Origin of the sequence: Shewanella frigidimarina NCIMB 400, assembly GCF_000014705.1 — a bacterium.
Lineage (GTDB): Bacteria > Pseudomonadota > Gammaproteobacteria > Enterobacterales > Shewanellaceae > Shewanella > Shewanella frigidimarina.
Map to the genome: position 1 here is coordinate 2,339,701 of NC_008345.1, position 18,774 is coordinate 2,358,474.

19 protein-coding genes are annotated in these 18,774 nt (G+C 40.6%); 10 read left to right on the top strand and 9 right to left on the bottom strand.

The window, feature by feature from the left end; all coding sequences use genetic code 11:
• Positions 1 to 78 precede the first annotated feature (78 nt).
• The 5 genes from SFRI_RS10140 (at position 79) to SFRI_RS21005 (ending at position 3,103) form a co-directional block, all read left to right on the top strand.
• Complete coding sequence (locus SFRI_RS10140) at positions 79 to 501, top strand: copper resistance CopC family protein (protein WP_011637432.1); 423 nt, start codon at positions 79 to 81, stop codon at positions 499 to 501.
• 14 nt (positions 502 to 515) lie between these two features.
• Positions 516 to 1,436, top strand: coding sequence for a copper resistance D family protein (locus tag SFRI_RS10145; RefSeq protein WP_011637433.1), 921 nt, complete (start codon positions 516 to 518; stop codon positions 1,434 to 1,436).
• 27 nt (positions 1,437 to 1,463) lie between these two features.
• A complete protein-coding gene (locus SFRI_RS10150; RefSeq protein WP_243638346.1) occupies positions 1,464 to 1,955 on the top strand; it encodes a YybH family protein in 492 nt (163 codons plus the stop codon).
• Positions 1,956 to 2,279: 324 nt separating this feature from the next.
• Positions 2,280 to 2,558: a DUF134 domain-containing protein gene (locus SFRI_RS10155; protein WP_049763535.1), complete on the top strand. Its 279-nt coding sequence runs from the start codon at positions 2,280 to 2,282 to the stop codon at positions 2,556 to 2,558.
• The gene (locus tag SFRI_RS21005; protein WP_011637436.1) at positions 2,555 to 3,103 is read left to right on the top strand and encodes a NifB/NifX family molybdenum-iron cluster-binding protein; all 549 of its coding nucleotides are present in this window, start codon (positions 2,555 to 2,557) and stop codon (positions 3,101 to 3,103) included. Before SFRI_RS10155 ends, SFRI_RS21005 begins: the two co-directional genes overlap by 4 nt.
• A gap of 37 nt (positions 3,104 to 3,140) precedes the next feature.
• Here the strand turns inward: SFRI_RS21005 and SFRI_RS10165 are convergent, their stop codons facing one another.
• Positions 3,141 to 4,457 (bottom strand): sigma-54 interaction domain-containing protein, encoded by a 1,317-nt coding sequence (locus SFRI_RS10165; protein WP_011637437.1) that lies wholly within the window; start codon positions 4,455 to 4,457, stop codon positions 3,141 to 3,143.
• A 311-nt stretch (positions 4,458 to 4,768) separates the two neighbouring features.
• On the opposite strand from SFRI_RS10165, the gene SFRI_RS10170 reads away from it, so the two are divergent.
• Both SFRI_RS10170 and SFRI_RS10175 read left to right on the top strand, forming a co-directional pair.
• The gene (locus SFRI_RS10170) at positions 4,769 to 5,413 is read left to right on the top strand and encodes a Tll0287-like domain-containing protein (RefSeq protein WP_011637438.1); all 645 of its coding nucleotides are present in this window, start codon (positions 4,769 to 4,771) and stop codon (positions 5,411 to 5,413) included.
• A gap of 277 nt (positions 5,414 to 5,690) precedes the next feature.
• Entirely contained in the window at positions 5,691 to 6,557 is an 867-nt protein-coding gene (locus SFRI_RS10175) for an MBL fold metallo-hydrolase (RefSeq protein ID WP_011637439.1), read from the top strand.
• Between the two features lie 118 nt (positions 6,558 to 6,675).
• Here the strand turns inward: SFRI_RS10175 and SFRI_RS10180 are convergent, their stop codons facing one another.
• From SFRI_RS10180 to SFRI_RS10195, 4 genes are read right to left on the bottom strand one after another with little or no spacing between them, the layout of a single operon-like run.
• Complete coding sequence (locus tag SFRI_RS10180) at positions 6,676 to 7,080, bottom strand: rhodanese-like domain-containing protein (RefSeq protein ID WP_011637440.1); 405 nt, start codon at positions 7,078 to 7,080, stop codon at positions 6,676 to 6,678.
• A gap of 15 nt (positions 7,081 to 7,095) precedes the next feature.
• Positions 7,096 to 7,848: a sulfite exporter TauE/SafE family protein gene (locus tag SFRI_RS10185; protein ID WP_011637441.1), complete on the bottom strand. Its 753-nt coding sequence runs from the start codon at positions 7,846 to 7,848 to the stop codon at positions 7,096 to 7,098.
• Positions 7,849 to 7,862: 14 nt separating this feature from the next.
• Positions 7,863 to 8,732 (bottom strand): MBL fold metallo-hydrolase, encoded by an 870-nt coding sequence (locus SFRI_RS10190; RefSeq protein WP_011637442.1) that lies wholly within the window; start codon positions 8,730 to 8,732, stop codon positions 7,863 to 7,865.
• A 56-nt stretch (positions 8,733 to 8,788) separates the two neighbouring features.
• On the bottom strand, positions 8,789 to 9,430 hold the full coding sequence (locus SFRI_RS10195) for a peroxiredoxin (RefSeq protein ID WP_011637443.1): 642 nt from the start codon (positions 9,428 to 9,430) through the stop codon (positions 8,789 to 8,791).
• 504 nt (positions 9,431 to 9,934) lie between these two features.
• On the opposite strand from SFRI_RS10195, the gene SFRI_RS10200 reads away from it, so the two are divergent.
• Positions 9,935 to 10,855 (top strand): LysR family transcriptional regulator, encoded by a 921-nt coding sequence (locus tag SFRI_RS10200; RefSeq protein WP_011637444.1) that lies wholly within the window; start codon positions 9,935 to 9,937, stop codon positions 10,853 to 10,855.
• Positions 10,856 to 11,039: 184 nt separating this feature from the next.
• On the opposite strand, the gene SFRI_RS10205 is transcribed toward SFRI_RS10200, so the two are convergent.
• The 4 genes from SFRI_RS10205 to SFRI_RS10220 form a co-directional block, all read right to left on the bottom strand.
• Positions 11,040 to 12,002, bottom strand: a complete 963-nt coding sequence (locus tag SFRI_RS10205; protein WP_011637445.1) for a YjjW family glycine radical enzyme activase — start codon at positions 12,000 to 12,002, stop codon at positions 11,040 to 11,042.
• Positions 11,995 to 13,563 carry a YjjI family glycine radical enzyme gene (locus SFRI_RS10210; protein ID WP_011637446.1) on the bottom strand — a complete coding sequence of 523 codons (1,569 nt, stop codon included), beginning with the start codon at positions 13,561 to 13,563 and terminating at the stop codon, positions 11,995 to 11,997. The genes SFRI_RS10205 and SFRI_RS10210 overlap by 8 nt, the downstream gene beginning before the upstream one ends.
• A gap of 359 nt (positions 13,564 to 13,922) precedes the next feature.
• Positions 13,923 to 14,846, bottom strand: coding sequence for a GGDEF domain-containing protein (locus SFRI_RS10215; protein WP_011637447.1), 924 nt, complete (start codon positions 14,844 to 14,846; stop codon positions 13,923 to 13,925).
• Positions 14,843 to 15,649, bottom strand: coding sequence for an alpha/beta fold hydrolase (locus tag SFRI_RS10220; protein WP_011637448.1), 807 nt, complete (start codon positions 15,647 to 15,649; stop codon positions 14,843 to 14,845). Before SFRI_RS10220 ends, SFRI_RS10215 begins: the two co-directional genes overlap by 4 nt.
• 493 nt (positions 15,650 to 16,142) lie before the next feature.
• Between SFRI_RS10220 and SFRI_RS10225 the strand changes: the two genes are divergently transcribed.
• On the top strand, positions 16,143 to 17,567 hold the full coding sequence (locus SFRI_RS10225) for a LysM peptidoglycan-binding domain-containing protein (protein WP_011637449.1): 1,425 nt from the start codon (positions 16,143 to 16,145) through the stop codon (positions 17,565 to 17,567).
• 315 nt (positions 17,568 to 17,882) lie between these two features.
• Entirely contained in the window at positions 17,883 to 18,632 is a 750-nt protein-coding gene (locus tag SFRI_RS10230) for a TorF family putative porin (RefSeq protein ID WP_011637450.1), read from the top strand.
• The last annotated feature ends 142 nt before the right edge of the window (positions 18,633 to 18,774 follow it).

Consider the following 18,774-nt stretch of genomic DNA (forward strand, 5'->3'; position numbering starts at 1 on the left):
AGATGTTAGCTAAGCAAATATTTAATCATTTATGTAAACCGTTTTTCGATCGTTAAAAACAATATAAAAGGAAATATCATGAAATTATTTAACAACGTTTTAGTCGTAACAAGTCTATTCCTGAGTGCTTCAGCATTTGCTCATGTCGGACTGGGCAGTTCTATGCCCGCTAACGGTGCCATGCTAAGTCAAGCCCCAACAACGCTTGAAATGACCTTTACGGCTCCGGTACGTTTGGTCAAATTAACAATGCAAGATGAGAAGCAGCAAAGCGTACCGCTAACATTACCTTCAAGTGCGACCAGCCAAGCAGCATTTTCATTCGCTCTACCAGCATTAAGCGCAGCTAATTACACGGTTAACTGGATGATCATGGGTGATGACGGTCATAAGATGAAAGGCAACATGAGCTTTATGCTTCACGACTCTGGCATGAACACTCGCAGTGCACCGCCTATGACAATGGAGCATGAGACTAGCGAGCACACTGCACATCAATAAGTGGATGAGTAAACATGATATTAACCGTATTTGAAATATCTGTGTTGATATCTAAATGGGTTATCTATCTGAGTGTTGCCGCCGTTATTGGCGGCACATTGATGCAATATCTCATTAAGGGTCAACCGAACCTTGGTATTAGCGTTACAAAATATACCGGCCTAGGTGCCGTGTTGGGGTTGATTGCCGTTAGTATCAATTATTTTACTCAAGTAGGGGCTTTTGCTGAAAACGGCTTGATGGGAATATTCGATGCGCAGATGCATGCTTTTCTGTGGCCAACCCAGGTAGGGCAAACGGTGCTTTGGCGCTTAATCGGCTTTGGGTTAATGCTAGTGGCTAGTGGTTTACTGTTACATAAGAACCGCTATATCAAAAAGTTTTCAGCTGTATTAGCGATTATCAGCTGTCTGTTAATTGCTGTCACGTTTACTTTTATTGGCCACAGCACTGAACTGGGATTGCTTGCTCAAGGCTTAATATTGATACACGTGTTGATCATTGGCTGTTGGATAGGCGCTTTTTATCCATTATGGAAATTATGTAGCACCGATGACCACAGTAATGACAACGTCTATGACAACATCGTCATAAAAAATGTCATGGATACATTTGGTCGTTTAGGCATAGTGATTGTCATTCTAGTGTTGCTTTCAGGCATGGGAATGGTGTGGATGTTGTTTGATAGTCCCACTGAATTATTCTGTTCCAATTATGGTATTGCGGTCACCATCAAGCTCTGTTTGGTGGCTATCATTTTGCTTATAGCAGCATGGCATAAATTGGTTTTAGTACCGAAATTAACGATTGCGAACACATCACTCGCAAAACAAAAACTACAAAAATCGATTGGATTAGAAGCATTAATAGCAGTACTGATATTAGCGACAACAGCGGTACTTTCGAGCGTGCTAGGTCCTATGAGCCTTGGATAATCACTATACATTAACAGAGAGATAAAAATGAAAAATAGCCCTTTAACAATACTCATAACGACCGGGATATTACTGATGTCAGCAGGACAAAGCTCATTGAGCTTTGCCCATGGTGATGAAACTCACCCCATAGAACAAAAAGCGTTTATCGGTGTTGATTCCGCCGCGGGTAATGTCGTCAAACAATTTCATGCTGCATTACAAATGGGCAACGAGGCTATTGTCAGGCAGTCATTAGCAGCCAATGTGCAAATTTATGAAGGTGGAAAAGTAGAACGTTCACTTACGGAGTATGCCAATCATCACATGCTTGCGGATATGGCCTACTTAAAAGGGTTAACCATAACGCCAAAAGAACACCAAATAACGATTACGGGTGACATTGCTATTTCAACGTCAATAAGTCACGCCCAAGGTGAATATAAAGGTAAAAGTATTGACTCAATGACCATGGAAACGCTTGTGTTAATTAAACAAGCGGATGGTCGTTGGAAAATAACTCACGTGCACTGGTCGTAAACATAACAAGTTCATCATGTAGATAAAGGATTATCTCGAGCCACTTTGTAGGTGCTCCCAAGAAAACCACAAAGACTCATATCATGTAATAACATGGTATTTTATGGAAAAGGATTTCCATTTTTTTTAAGTCAATCCATTTACCATCCTTCATCGTTTTGTTTAATCCTCGCACGCCTTATGACAGGTAAAATACTTGTCATCATAAATAATGTCACGCGTCACAAAACTTAAACCATAATCAAAATCATTATTGGCATATGCTATTTATTGGCGTATATATAGCATATGCCAATAAATTAAGCCGATTATGCCAAGACCAAAATTCAACGAACAATCTGTGGTGTCCCTGCCAACAGTTGTTTCAAGCCCAATGGTATTCCGATGAAGCAACCCGAACAGATTACGTTAGATAGCGATGAGTTTGAAGCATTACGCTTGGTTGATTTATTGAAAATGCAACAACAGCACGCGGCTATTCAAATAGGAGTGTCGCGCCAAACGTTAGCCAATGTACTTAAATCTGCGCGTTTTAAATTAATGGACTGTTTAACCCACGGTAAAGCACTGTTAATGAAAAATGCACCGGAGGAGAAATTATGATTACCGCTATACCAATGAAAGACCAACATATTGCCAACCACTTTAGCCGTGCCGATGAGATGCTATTTATGGATGAGCAAGGCCAAGTAAAAGGGCGCTTTGCCAACCCAGCATTAACAGAAGGATGTGAAGGTAAACAACAATTGGTCAGTATGATACTGGAAAATGGAGCGGATCGCGTCATCATACGCAACATTGGCCAGCAGCTTTTATCTAAGTTATTAAGCCAACAGTTGAGTGTATTTCACGCAAAAAATGGTCGTACTGCAATAGAGTATTTTGCTAGTAGTCATTTAGCGGACTGTGAGCCATTTACCGAGGCAAGCCAGGGGCGACCATCAATCAATAATATTGCTAAGAAAGCCAATGGTGGTTGCTGTAACCATGAGCATGATCATCAACACGCTCATGGTGAAGAAGACTGTCATAACCAATCTGACTCGGGGACACATAAACGTTGCTGCGAGTCTAAATCTGAATTGGCGAATGAAACAGCTACAATGAAACGTTGCTGTAATAAAAAACATCCACTAATTGCTCATTAATGATCACTAGGCATGTTTTGTCACAGCGCTGTGGTGGCTAGCTAAGCTTTAAACCATAGCGTTGTAATTTTCGATATAAGGTACGCACACTGATATTAAGCGTTATCGCTAGTTCGGCTGGCGATCCTGCATATTGCTCACATACCTGCGAAAGGTACGCACATTCCATGTCATCTAACGTCATCAGTTCGGTGTTAAGTTTTACAGCAATTGTTTCATCCGTAGATGTGCGACTAAGTTGAACGCTTTCAGGCAAATCACTGCTGTGTATAACATCCTCATTGGCGATAAGTGCCGATTGCTCAATAATATTTTTCAATTCGCGAATATTCCCCGGAAATGCATAACGACCCAAAAGAGTTAATGCATTGCTCGAAAACTTTTTATGTTTGTAATCAGAATATTTTATAAAGTGATTCACCAGCGTTGGAATGTCATCATAGCGCTCACGTAACGACGGTAAGTAGATTGGAAATCCTGCAATGCGGTAATACAGGTCGCGCCTAAATTCACCTTTTTCTACTAAATCGAGTAAATTCTTATGGCTGGCACTGACTAGCCTAAAGTCAGAACGTTTCTGTTTTAATCCGCCGACGGCACGATAACACTGGGTTTCAAGTAACCTGAGTAACTTCACTTGCATGTTCATCGGTACATCGCCAATTTCATCAAAAAATACCGTTCCACCGTGCGCTATTTCAATCAAGCCTTTTTTACTGCTTGTCGCCCCTGTAAATGCACCTTTTTCATAACCGAACAGCTCACTTTCGAACAGGTTTTCACTCAGCCCAGTACATTCAATCACCACAAACGGTTTATCATTTCGGTTGCTGGCCTGATGTACCGCTTTAGCGACTAACTCTTTACCTGAACCAGTTTCACCTTGTAACAGTACCGCTATATTGGATTGAGATGCTCGATTAATCCTGTTGAGCATCTGTTTAAATGGCGCTGACTGACCGACCATAGTGCCTTTTTTTGATTCCGTCGATGCGTAATCTATAGCATCTAAAATCTCTAGAAACCCCAATACCATGCCACTGTTATCTTTTATGGGTTTCATTAAAATGTCGCAGTAAGACTTACCTTGCACTGTGCTGTGAATATGCACTGCACTGGCAGCTCGGTTAGTACTCTGGCATTGTAATAACGGGCATTCCTCACCGTGTTTATCGCAAGGTTGGTCACTGTGATGAGAGATTTGATGGCATTTACTTTGGCCTAAAATAACGTCGGCATCATAGGTTTCTCTATAGGCTTGGTTAACCGCATGGATCACATAATCGGGAGTAATAAAAATCGCCGGTTTATCAATGGCGTTTATCATAGATTGTACAACGGTGGTGTTGTTCATTGGTTACTCTCGCTTGCGATTTATATTAATCGGCCAACCTTTATAATGACATTAATAGCACGATAAATGTCATTACGATGTCATATTTGTCACTCAACAACCTAGCATGGGTATCCTGTTAATTTCAATATTGTTTAAGCTAATGATTTTAAGCGATTAAACCTTACTAGCGTGATATGGCACAAGCTTTGTATTCATTGTGTTATAGCGCTTATGACCGAACGATGCACTGGCAGTAGTGAACCCATGTACGAAAATTATGTCCTGAAGTTAATGGGAATTGCCCGACTTGAAGACGAGGATGACAAATAATGAAATTAACATCAAAGCACAAAAAAACGGTTTTAAATGCACGTAACATCAGTGCGTTATTAGTGATTGCTGGCATGAGCAGCCTTTGCCATGCTGAATCACTAACGGAACAGCAGGTGCTTGAGCAACAGGCTAATCAACGTATTGCCGAATTTAGCCAAGCGTTAAAAGGTCAGTTACAGGCCGCAATTAAACAAGGTGGCTTAATCAATGCGGTGTCGGTGTGTAAATCGGTTGCACCTGCCATTGCCGCTGAAAACTCGAAAGAGGGCTGGACACTGACTCGAACAAGTTTGCGTGTGCGTAATTCAGACAATACGCCAGATAAATGGGAGTTATCGCAATTACAGCAATTTGAGCTGGTGAATGCCTCCGGACAACAACCTGAAGATAAGCCAATCGTGGCGAGTGAATTTATCGTCAATGAAGGTAAAACTCAGTTTCGTTATATGAAGGCCATACCAGCGCAACAATTATGTTTAGGTTGCCATGGCAGTAATATTGAACCGGAAGTGAGTGCATTGCTGAGCAAAACCTATCCCGATGATAAAGCGATTAACTTTTCCCTTGGTGATATTCGTGGCGCATTTTCACTGAAAAAAGATATCGAAACACCTGCATCATCGGTTACTGCTAAGCCATAGTCGAAAACCATAGCCGAAAATGAACACTAGCAGACCACCGCGTGAATAAGGCTTTATCATTAAGCCTTATTCTTCGGAGCTTAAATCATATAATGCTTATTAATTCGCTGTTTGTTGCGACTTAATACGCAGTTTACATTAATGGTTTAATTTAACATCATGCTGTAGTGATTAACCCTCCTCAGTCATTGACTCAATGATGTTGAGAATATTACCAATATTAATCTGAGGCTTTATCTGACAAATACCTGTGTATTGTGTTGGGAGTTAATGTGTCATGAGTAGAATCCGTATCGATCCTTTTTATCATCAAGCTAGCCATACGATTACGTACGTGGTGACAGATATTGCTACGCGTCAATGTGCGATTATTGATCCTGTTTTAGATTTTGACATGGCGTCTGGCACCATAAGCACGAGTTTTGCTGATAGCATCATTGAGCATATCGATGAACATGGATTTGAAGTTGAATGGATTTTAGAAACCCATACCCACAGCGACCATATTTCTGCGGCCTGTTATATCAAGAAAAAACGCGGAGGGATGACCGGAATTGGCGAGCACATCACCAAAGTTCAGCATACCTTTAAGCGATTACTGAATCTTGATGATAGTTTTAAATGTAATGGCGAGCAATTTGAACAATTATTTGTGGATGAAGAACTCATTAAACTGGGGCATTTAGATATTCACATTATGCATACACCGGGTCATACACCAACCTGCGTGAGTTATCTTATTGAAGATGCTGTGTTTGTAGGCGACACTTTGTCTACGCCGGAGTTAGGCACCGTTAATGCTGATTTCCCTAATAGCAGCGCAATAACCTTGTACCATTCAATACAACGAATATTGGCATTACCAAATTGCACTAGGGTATTTGTTGGCCATGATCCACATGCACAAAAACGTGCAGATAATGGGTTAGAAACATCGGTGATTGCGCAAAAACGCTATAACAGTGTGGTAGGGGGGAAAGTCACTCTAGCAGAGTTTATTAAACGGCATCAACAACGCCATATTGGCTCTGAGATACAACAACTATTATTAGCCGCTATTCAAATTAATATTCGTGCGGGTAATATGCCAATAGCTGAAGGTAGGGATAACTACTATCTTAAAATCCCGCTTAACCAACTCTAAAAGTGAATACACAATCAGCCATTAGCACCGTTAACAATTAATACCGTTAGCCATTAACCGCAGCCATCAGTAAATAATAAGCCATGAGCCACATAACGCTAACTCATGTTAAGTTAATTTATTTCTTATGAGGCACCAATGGAAAGCCATCTTGTTGCCATTGCATCATGCCACCGGCGACAGACATAGGTTTGCTAAAGCCCATATCCTGTAATGATGCAGCAGCCAGTGCAGAACGGCCACCGGTTCGACAAATAAGGTATATGTCTTTATCAGCTAATTCATTTAATGCCAATACCCACTCACAGTGATGACTGACTAAAGGATGTTCGTGTATTTTCATCTCTAATACGCCACGAGGAAAATTCACTGCGCCTTCTATATGGCCCGTCGTAAACTCATCATGCTCACGAACATCGATAATGATCACATCAGGGTTAAGCATTGCCGTCAGCAATTCTTGGGTACTCACTTCAATAATGTGGGTTTTAATCTCACTTATGTATTCCTGGGCAGTTTTCATGTGTACCTCGTGATGTCAAATAATGGATTTAGTTACAATGAATAGCGCCATTAGCACTAAAAAAACGGCAAATATTTTTTGTAAAACCGCTTTGGGTAAATATTGGTTTATCCATTGGCCGGCAATACTGCCGACAAGTCCGCCAGCAATCATGATGGCAATAATCGACCAATCGAACTCAAACCCTTTACTTGAAAGTAATGAGTAATATTTAGCAAAACCGACCAGTGAGTTCATTGAAATAATCAGTAAGCTGGTACCAATCGCCAGCGACATTTCAATGCCGCCAAGTAACACCAGTGCAGGCACAATTAAAAAACCACCACCTACACCCACAAAACCGGTGACAACACCAACCGCTAATCCTTGCGACAAGATTTTAGCAATATTCAGTTTGCCAGCTTGGTAGCGGCTAGATTGATTTCGCCACATCATCACCGCGCCAATGAGCATCAAAATGACAAACACAGTGAGTTGTATGTCGCTACTAAAAAAGCTGCTTAACCATGCGCCTAAATAGGTGCCTGCCATGCCCGGTAAACCAAACAAAAGCACATGAGGCCAAGAGACCTTTTTATGCTTAATAAAGCCCATACTGCTGATTAAACTGATGGCACCCACAATGCACAATGACGAAGCGATAGCTAATTGGGGTTGCATTCCAATAAGGTAAAGCAACACCGGAACAGTAAGAATGGAGCCACCAGACCCTAATACACTCAGCACTAAACCAATTAATAATGCGCCAATGATTGCTTGTATCATCATGATTACTCTTAAACTTAAAGCAGGTTAATCGGGATTTTTAAATACACAGTGCCGTTGTCTTCAGGTGAAGGCATTTGCCCCGCGCGAATATTGATTTGAATCGCGGGCAATATCAGCCTGGGCATGGGCAATGTGGCGTCTCGTTGTTGACGAAGCGTCACAAAAGCAGATTTGGTCATTGTGTCATTCACATGGATATTGTGCTGTTTCTGTTGGATAACTTGAGTTTTAAATTGATGTCCGCGCCCTTCAGTAGGGTAGTCATGACACACATAGAGATCAGTGCTTTCTGGTAGGGTAAATAATGTTTGAATTGAATCGTACAAAGTATTGGCATCCCCACCGGGGAAATCGCATCTGGCGGTACCCACGTCGGGCATAAAAATGGTGTCTCCAACAAAGGCGGCCTGCTCATTAATAATATAAGCAAGATCAGCCGGAGTGTGACCCGGTGTGTGCATAACACGAATGGTCATATTACCGACTTGTAACAACTCATTATGTTTAAATAGATGGTCAAATTGGCTGCCGTTAGGCAAGAAGCTAGCGTCTAGGTTAAATACCTTTTTAAAGGTTTGTTGTACTTTGGTGATGTGCTCGCCAATACCAATTTGGCCACCAATTTTGTCACGTAAATAACTGGCAGCAGATAAATGATCGGCATGAGCATGGGTTTCAAGTATCCATTTTACGGTTAGCTCTTGACGTTCAATCCAATGTAAAACCCGATTAGCATTTCGTGTGTCTGTTCGACCTGATTTATAATCAAAGTCTAAAACAGGGTCAATAATGACAGCAAACGATGTTGTATTATCAGCAACGACATAAGTGAACGTTTCACTGTCTTCATCTAAAAATTCATGGACACTAAATGTTGAAATCATCACAAGCTCCTGTTAAATAGTGCACAGGGACTAAGCGTCCCTGAGCTTGCCACGTGTTAAAGAGACTTCTTACTGAAATACCAATCTACGTAATCGTAGCCTTGGGATAATCGTGCTTTAGCGTCAGCAGTAGTTGCTGGCGGTGGCACTATAACGTCATCGCCAGGTTGCCAGTTTTCTGGAGTCGCAACGCCATTGGCATCACTGGTTTGCAGCGCTTTTACTAATCGAACAAATTCATCTATAGAACGACCATTACTCATTGGATAATACACCATGGCTCGTAACATACCTTCGGGATCGATAATAAAGGTTGCGCGAACGGCAGATGTGTCGCTCGCACCGGGTTGGATCATGCCGTAAGCTTTAGCCACTTCCATTGATAAGTCGGAAATAATCGGGAAGGTAATGTCAACGCCAAAGTTTTCTTCAATGTTACGTACCCAAGCGATGTGAGAATGAACACTGTCGATGGATAAACCTAATAATTCTGTGTTGATGTGAGCAAATTCTTCAGCTCGTTGAGCAAACCCAATAAACTCAGTAGTACAAACAGGGGTAAAATCTGCAGGATGAGAGAACAACACTAGCCACTTGCCTTTATAATCTGTAAGTGAACGCATGCCATGTGTTGTTTTTGCATTAAACGCAGGGGCTGGGCGGTTTAATTGCGGGAAAGAAACAATAGAGTCAGTCATGTTATTACTCCAATAATGATTAAGTTAAGTTAGCGTTAATCTGTAAAATAGATTGCAAGCATACTTAATAATAGCAATAGCTAGGCCAATATCGGTTAGATGATAATAAACAACCTGATTCAATTTAAGCATTTGATTTTAAAATAAAAAATTATTTCGTGATTAGTTGCTAGATAGCTTTTTACATGAGCCACACTATAAGTCATGTTTTGTCCGTGTCATAAATGGCACAAAAGACAAAAATGACCACGTTAACTGTCACAATCACTAAACCGACTAAGCAATATTGGTGTTACTAGTAAGGTTTTTGAGCGTGTAATCAACAAGTCTGTGCATAAAGCCACATTAGATGAATAAAAAAACAGAGCTGATTTCGGTAAAAATTATATTTAACCGTTAGCAATGTGAAGCGGGTCTTGATTATGCTTGTGAAGCGTATACCGCAAAGTGATTTAGGTTTATATTTTCGTAAACAAATACATGACTTATAAAGAGTAAATCGCAATGGAATTGGCCAAGCTTTCACGTATCAGTATGAAACACTTGATCACTTTGCATGTGATGCTTGAAACCCTCAGTGTCACAGCCTGTGCTGAACGGTTATGTCTAAGCCCATCGTCGGTGAGTAAAACCTTAAGTCAGCTAAGAGAAAGTTTGCATGATGAATTATTCTATCGTCATGGCAATTCACTCATCGCCACTGCATTAGCACGACGACTAGGCCCAAGTGTTAAGCAGATGATTAATGATATGAATCAGATCATGAACCAGGATGTATTCAAGCCACAACATTATCAAGGTAGCTTTTCGCTGGCGATGCGCGAAAGCACATTTGAGTTATTAGCCGCCACATTAACGGCTCATATTCTCAACTTAGCGCCCAATATCCATATCGATATTTACAATAAAGACAACATCGGCTTTGACGGCTTAGTAAAGGGTTCGTTGGATTTTATTCTTTTGCCACATGACTTAAGCCAACCAACCAATATCGATGAAGACTTAGTCTGGGAAACCTTAATCAACGATGAAATGGTCTGCCTAATGAGTGCTAGCCATCCATTGGCTTCACAGCAGACTATTAGCCTTGATGACTACTTAAATTTCAGCCATATCGGCATAACAGATACTGATTTGAGCACACCATTTTTTGATATTTTACTGGCACAGCAATCAAAAAAACGGGCGATACCGATTTCGGTACCTGACTTTGGCAGCGCAGCGTTAATGTGCCATCACAGTGAACTGCTATTTACCTGTTCGCGCCACTGGGCCTCAATAGCCAAGCAAGCCCAAGGATTACTGATCAAACCGTTACCGATCGATTATGGCAAAGTTGCTTATAGCCTTGTGTGGCATCGGCAAAGTATGAACGATCCTGCTCATCGCTGGCTGTATGAACAAATATTGCTTTGTAGTCGCTAACCGCACCAATACGATTTTATGTATTGATTAAATGGTACTTTATCATCGGATTTATTTAGCATTAAATCGAAGCAAAGCCGTGTTAGCCATTTATTCAACCTCAGTTACCTATAGATGTTACCTATAGAAGTTACCGATAGACGCTAAATATAGGTGCTAAATATAGCGATTAGATATACAGAGATTAGATGTACAGCGACGGTAAGACGATATTGGTTACTCCTCGCTGAGTAAGTTGATTTGCTAAACGCGCTATATCCGCTTGAGTACATTGTGGCCATGTAGAGCCTATGCCTTTAACACCATGATGATGAAACGCATTTAACTTCACCCGAGTCTCTGTGGGGAGGTTGGATAAATACCCGCCCAGGGCGTCAACATCATTCTCATAATCCGTGATGCCGGGAATGTGTAACAGTCTTACTTCATACAATTTATTGTGCTGAGTCAGTAACTCGATTGACGTAAATACCGGCTGGTTATCACGCCCTGTGATGTAATGATGGGTATCTTGTTGCCATGCTTTTAAATCAACCATTGCGCCATCTAAAAATGGCAGTAGCTTATGCCAACCTGTTGAGCTCAAGCTGCCATTGGTGTCGAGCATGCAACTTAGATGCGATAAATGTTCTGAGGACTTTATCGCACTAAAAAGCTCAATAATAAAAGGCAATTGTAAGCTCGCTTCGCCGCCACTGAGTGTAATTCCATTGATAAAATGACGTTGTCCGTAGATAACCTCTAGCATTTGCTCAACGGTGTAATGAGACGTTTTAGGCGTCGATTGTCTAGGGCATACCGCAAGGCAAGTATCGCATTGGCTGCATTTTGTGCTGTCCCAGACAATATGGGGCTTACTTGGCGAACTACATGGTGAATGATTAACTGGTATTGGATCTCCATGTAACGACATTTCTTGTGACCGCATTTGGGGCAACGGCATTGCTTGTGAATGAATAAGACTCAACGCCTGTTCAGGGCAGCTATCAATGCAGTCACCACAAGCATCACACAAACTGATGGTGTGAGGATTATGACAATTTTTACATTGATAGTTGCAGCCTTGCAAAAATATCACCAAACGACTGCCAGGCCCGTCGACACAGGAAAATGGCAGTATTTGGCTGACAACGGCATGTTTACTCATGAATAAAAGGAGCCTGTTCGTGAGCAATTACCCGAGCTTGGCGTTGAAATATTCCCGTATTGATTGCGGCTTCAGCAGCTAACCCTGTGGTGTTGGTGCGTGAACCGCATTGCTTAAAAGTTTCAATGTCCGAGCGTTTAACCATATAACCAGTAACACGGACTAAATCGTTATTAGCAACGTTGGCACTAAACTCTCTAAAACCTGAACTAAGGGCGCCTTTACAGAGTTGGAACATCGCTTGAGGATTAGCTTTAACGGTTTCATCTATGGTTAGAATATCGCTGATTCCGGCAGTATAATATTGATGATGTTTAGCTAGTGCTTGAATATGACTAATGGGGTCTGGTTCTGAGCCATAGGGAATACGCACGCCAGGGGTGACATTTTTATCCAAACTAATGCCACTTTGAGAATGCAATAACGCGCGACCGTTATAACCGTAAGTGACCGGGGTCGACTTTACTATGTTGTCTAAAGCTGCAGATATTCTGAGCCCAAGTTCATTTGCATCTGGGTTATAGCCGTAACCTGTATTGGGTTTGCTTGCGACATTAGCAGTTGTAATCTCAGCAGCATTAGGTAGTAAGGCTTGTAAAATATTGACCGCTTCAGCCATACCATAAATACCGAACATAGGTGCAAAGCGAGATTCATCGATCAACTGTTCCTTAACTAAAAAACTGTCAAAGAAATGAGATTGTTGGTGTAAAAATGCCGAACGAGCTTCAATAAGCTCGAATGTGAGTTGGCTGTAATATGGCAGCGTTTGGGCAAAAAAATCATCAATACTGTTAGCGTTTAGAGCGACTTCTTTGAGGTTAACGCGCACCAAGGTATTGGCTCCGCCAGCTAACGGTAATGCGTTATAACAACTGACAATCCCAAAACCACGAGCATCGAAGGCGTCGGCATGTAGCGGATAGTTGGCAATATGAGGTTTACCGCATTGACAAATATTGCTGGTGGCCTGAAATAATAAATCATCTGGCGTTACGGCAGGGTCATACATGAAGGTTAGATTGGGGGCAATTTGTTGTAATTCTGCATCTATACGCAAAATGGTTCGGCAAATAATGTTATCAGTTGGGCCAATATTCACATGCATAAACGCATCGGGTAACGTGCGGTCGAGTAATATCCAAAACCGCTTGAGCTTACGATAGATGGCTTCAGCATCAAGCCCCTGTGTAAAAGGCATTAATAACGTATCTAATTGGCCTAAGTAAACTGGGATATTCGTCACCGATGGCACATGAAAATAAAGAATGGTTAATGCATTTAAGGCGTCATCAAAGTCTTCGGCGGGCGACAGCTCCAAATACTCAGATCCTTGCTGCAGGTATTTGGCATAATCTGGCAACACATAACGCGGTTTAAATGGCGCATGACCTTCAAACATATCGCAGATAATACCTTGTTTCATGGCATTATTTATCCGTTCAGACACCGCCACATAAGGCAGACTGTTTTCAGCTTCTAATGCTAAATAATTCGATTTTTGCTTTGGAGAAAGGTGAGGGTGGGTGACAATTTTCTCAATGTTATCTTGTAATGTCATGATGAAACTCACTTTTTATAGATGAATGCTTGATAACAACTAATCTACTGAAAGGTAGGAGGTTTAAACAGTGAAAATAGTCAACATTGGCATTGATAAAATCGAAATCCGATGATGAAGATCACATCCCAAATGACAGAACAAGTGGACTAGTGAGTAATGAACCCTATAAACAATGAGAGGCAGAAAAATCGAAATCGATAAAGAGGAACGTTATTAGATTATTACATTACTACATTACTACATTACTACATTACTACGTTGCTGAGCGCTGAGCGGGCAAACTTGAAATTGTTGGGGTAATGTGACGAACGCTTTTTAAGTAGGGTGTTACTGGTTTTGTAGCAAAACTAACAGGCTTAATCCAAACAATAAATTTCAGTTCTATTTCTTCCAAGTGCTTTTGCTTTATACATAGCTTTATCCGCTTGAGTAAATAAATCTGTAAATTGTCTTTTATCATCACAAATGCTGACCCCAATACTGACAGTTAGTACGTCGTCACCCACTTTAATTTGCGAGATGCTGTCTTGGAGTCTGTTACAAAATAATAAAGTATCACTTTTGTTCGTATCGGGTAGCAATATCAAAAATTCTTCGCCGCCAAAGCGAGAGACAAGATCGGTTTGTCTACAAAAATTCTTCAAAATATGCCCGAGCTCTTTCAGTACTCGATCGCCTTCTAAATGACCAAAGCTGTCATTAATAATTTTAAAATGATCGATATCTAACAATAATAAACCAACAGATTGTTCCGATCGAGTCGCTTGTTCAAGTGCTAACGTACTACGATATTTCATTTCTCTTCTATTTAATAACTGCGTTAACTCATCAGTTGAAGCAAGTAATTTTAATTTTTCAGCTTGCTCCTCAAGTTTTTCTCTTGTTTTTATTAACTCATCATAAAGTTGGTCTCTTTTGGAGGCATTGAAAAAACTCCAATAAATACAGCCGTCATCGCTTAAACGAGCATTTACCGTTATCGGAATTCGCAACCCTTCAGCATTAAAAATAATCAGCTGCATTTCTTCACAAATTTGTTCGTGTAAAAGTGTTGGAATTAAATAACTTTGAAAAAATATTCTGGAAGATTGGGTGAAAATGATATCAGCATTTTTGCCAATAAGTTGCCCCGGCTTCCACAATAGTTCGTCGGTAAAGTATGTGTTTACATAAATAATAATGTTTGATGCATTGGTGACTAAAGCACCGCACTGAAAATTATCCGGAGAGTAATCGAATGCTGTATGACTGTTGGGTTTACTCTTTAGCGTGGTGATCATTTAGCGAATTTCATTATCGATTTTAAGATTGCTTCAGGGTGAGTCATATGCAGACAATGGCCATGGGCAGCGATAATGTTAAGTTCACTATGGGCTATTTCGCTAGCAATAAACTCACCAACAGATGTTGCTGCCAGGGCATCATTTTCACTTTGTAAAATTAAACACGGTTGTGTAATCTCTTTTAGCAGATAACGGTAATCAGATAAAAAAGTCGCTTCAGCAAAGCTCTTCGCTATAACAGGGTCGGTAGAACAAAAGCTGCCTGATAACTCACCAATAAGTTCATCCGAATTGGTTGTTCCCATTACTAACGGGGCTAAATAATTTGCCCAGCCAATATAATTTTTGTCCATCAGATTTAACAATTCGAGTAAGTCTTCCTTATCAAATCCGCCAAAGTAATCAGGAGGGAAATTTAAAAAACAGGGTGAAGGACACACCATTACCAACTTAGAAAATAACTTAGGTTTTTGAATTGCAGCAATAGCACCAATGATACTACTAACGGAATGTCCTATAAAAATGGCGTCAGATAAATGTAAAGCATCACATATTTCGATGATGTCTTCTGCATATCCTTCAAGTTGACCATAACGTTTTTTACTATATTGAGAGATATCGGAAGCACCTGAACCAACATAATCAAATAGAACAATAGTAAAGTGCTTCATCAGTTCTGGGGTTACAAAACGCCACATATTTTGATCGCAACCAAACCCATGTGCGAGAACTAAGGTTTTGCTACCATTACCGATTAATTTAACATTATTTCTAACAAGAACAGCATTTGAATGAGACATGATTTTTCCATTTTTATCAGGTGACCAATGATGACTACCTGCTGGATTTATTGGCTAAACAGTAGATGTTTAACGGATAAAAGTAAAATACCGACACTCTGAAAATCAGAATAAACTTTTTAATAGCCTGAGCACAATTTGTTAAGGTAAAAGCAAATTGTTAACCTGCTCGTTATGAGTCACAACCAAAAGAGCATAATCTATTATGTGGGTAAACCTGATTGGATCCCAATAGTTACAACAATGTTAACACCACGGTTGAAGTATACACAATGAACACTGCTATACCTATATATCCCTAAAAGGGCGTGAAGTAGGCTAGCGTTGTCTAATCACGGCTTAATAAAAGAAGTTAGCACCATGAGTTGATCAAACAGACGCTTTAAAACAGATGGATAGAAAAATAAAACTAAATTACAATGTACGACTTTTTCTGAAATAACTCGCGCTATAACACTAACAAAGCAGCGTAATCACTGAGGAAAACCTTTAATTGAGAGCATCAATCTTCCTTATTGCGACAGGTTTTATCCTGTTGAGTGGTTGCCAAACTGTTGCTGTAGAAGACGTCGAAGCAGAAAAAAGTCTTAATGGTGTGAATAAACTAACATCATTGAAAGTTCCCAAATTGTTAGCTCGGCGCAATTATCAAGACAGCGGTGATGTGTGGGAACGCATTCGTTATTCAATGGACATGCCCATTCCAGACCAACAATTAGTTAACCAATACCGTGATTGGTATATTAATAATCCACAGCATCTTGAGCAGATATCTCAGCGCGCCAAGCCGTTTTTATATTTAATTGTTCAAGAGTTTGAACATCGAGATTTACCCATCGAACTCGCCTTACTCCCTATGGTAGAAAGTTCATTTAATCCTTTCGCTTATTCCAGTGCCGACGCATCAGGCCTGTGGCAATTTACCTCCCCAATGGCCAGCCATTTTGGCCTAGAGATGAATTGGTGGTATGACGGCAGAAGGGATGTGCCTGCTGCAACTACCGCTGCATTAGATATGCTCGAATACCTGTATAAAAAAACTGACAACTGGTTATATGCATTAGCTGCATACAACGCCGGTGAAGGGCGCTTGCGTGAGGCGATTAGATATAATGAAGCCAGAGGGCTAAGCACCGACTTTTGGTCTTTACCCTTACCTAAAGAAACTCGGCAATATGTACCACAATTGCTGGCAATAGCAGATGTGATTAAACATTCTGAAAGCTACGGCATCAGTCTTAAATCCATTCCTAATAAACCACTAGTTGAAGTTATTGATGTCGGTAGCCAAATTGACATCGCAGTTGCTGCCGATCTAGCCAATATATCCATTGCTCGGTTACAAAAATTGAATCCAGGGTTTAATCGCTGGGCAACATCACCCGATGGACCGCATCAATTGATAGTGCCCGTGAGTAAAGTCAGTGGGTTTAAACAAGCTCTTGCGGATACTGATATTAGCGCTAGAGTAAAATGGTTTAAATATCAGATTAGAGCTGGCGATAATATTAGTGTCATTGCAAAACGTCACCTTACAACGGTGTCTGAAATAAAAGCGATGAATGATATTAATGGCGATAAGATCGTTGCGGGTCAATTTTTGTATATGCCACAAGGCGTATCGAGCATGACACCAGAGGTCGAACTCGCTTCAACAAACACAGCTCAAGTATCAAGCAAAAAGCAAGCTGCACCAAACAAACAACCAAGGATCGTCAGCACATCTAATCAGCCAGCAGTTCGGAGCGATCACACGGTAAAATATGGCGATACTCTTTGGAGTATTGCCAAAGTGTATAAGGTCAGTGTGGAACAAATTATCGCTTGGAACAAAATGACGGACAAAGACAAGTTGACGGTAGGCAAAACCCTGCAGTTTTATCAACAGCCCTTCCAGCAACAGCAGACTCAATTGTAAGCCTGTTGTTTAAAAACTGATAAGCACAATAGCTCAAATGTTGTAAAAGTTGAGCGTTACATAAATGTGAGTATTTACCGATTTAACCTAGTGAAGCACATCGAAATCCAGCTTTGCCATCTGGACACTTTTGATTATACAGATCGATCATTCATGTTTAATAGAGTGACCCACAAGGCTTGAGTGATGTTAAATCTTAGTGTTCATATTTTTTCATATTTGTTTCCCATCAGTTCATAACCCACTCAACAGCCATTCATAAGTTTTGAATATAGTCACCCTATCAACAAGAACATATATTTTAGGGTAATGAATATGAACATTAGAAAAACTCAACTAGCTCAGTCAATTTTGTTAGGCAGTCTAATCTTATCGGCTACCTCTTTTGCCAATGCTGCAGATGATAATGTCTTCGATGGAGCCATAAGTGGTAAATTAACCTTTGCTTCAGATTATGTTTTTCGTGGCGAATCGGAAACGATGGATGCAGAAGTACCAGTGGTACAAGGTACTCTAGGGTGGGGTAATGATCTGGGCTGGTATGCCGGTGTATTTGCTTCCAATATCAAATTTGCAGACCCCAATTTAGAAATTGTTACTGCACCTTATATAGGTAAAGCAGGTGAGTTTGGCGATAGTGGTATCAGTTACGACGTTATGGTTTTTTCTTACCTGTATCCAGGTGCCTCATATTCAAATTATACCGAACTGTGGATAAAAGTCGGTAAACAATTTGGTCATGCAAATGTGCAATTAGAAGTGACTCCAACAATCGACGATTGGTTTGGCGTAGAGGGCTGGCAAGGTGTTAACTATGCCGTTCATCCGAGCTATCAGTTTGACAATGGTTTACATGTTTCAGCAAGTATCGGCTACCAAGATTTAGATGGTAATGGAGCAGAAGGTTGGGGACACTGGAATTTGGGAGTGAGTAAAGCCTATGCCGGCCTCAATTTTGATGTTCGTTATCATGGAAGTACCATGGATAGCGATCATAAGGTCTATGGCACTCAAACAAAAATCTTTGATGACCGAGTGGTTGTTGGCATCAGCAAAAGTTTCTAATATAAAAACATAACGTCTTTTATTGCTAAACGACAAATATAATTGGATCTTGTTTTACATATCCCCATTATGTGATCTAGGTCCTTTTTTATAAACCAATTTTGCTAGCTGCCACTCATTCCTTGTATATCTTTATAGGCAA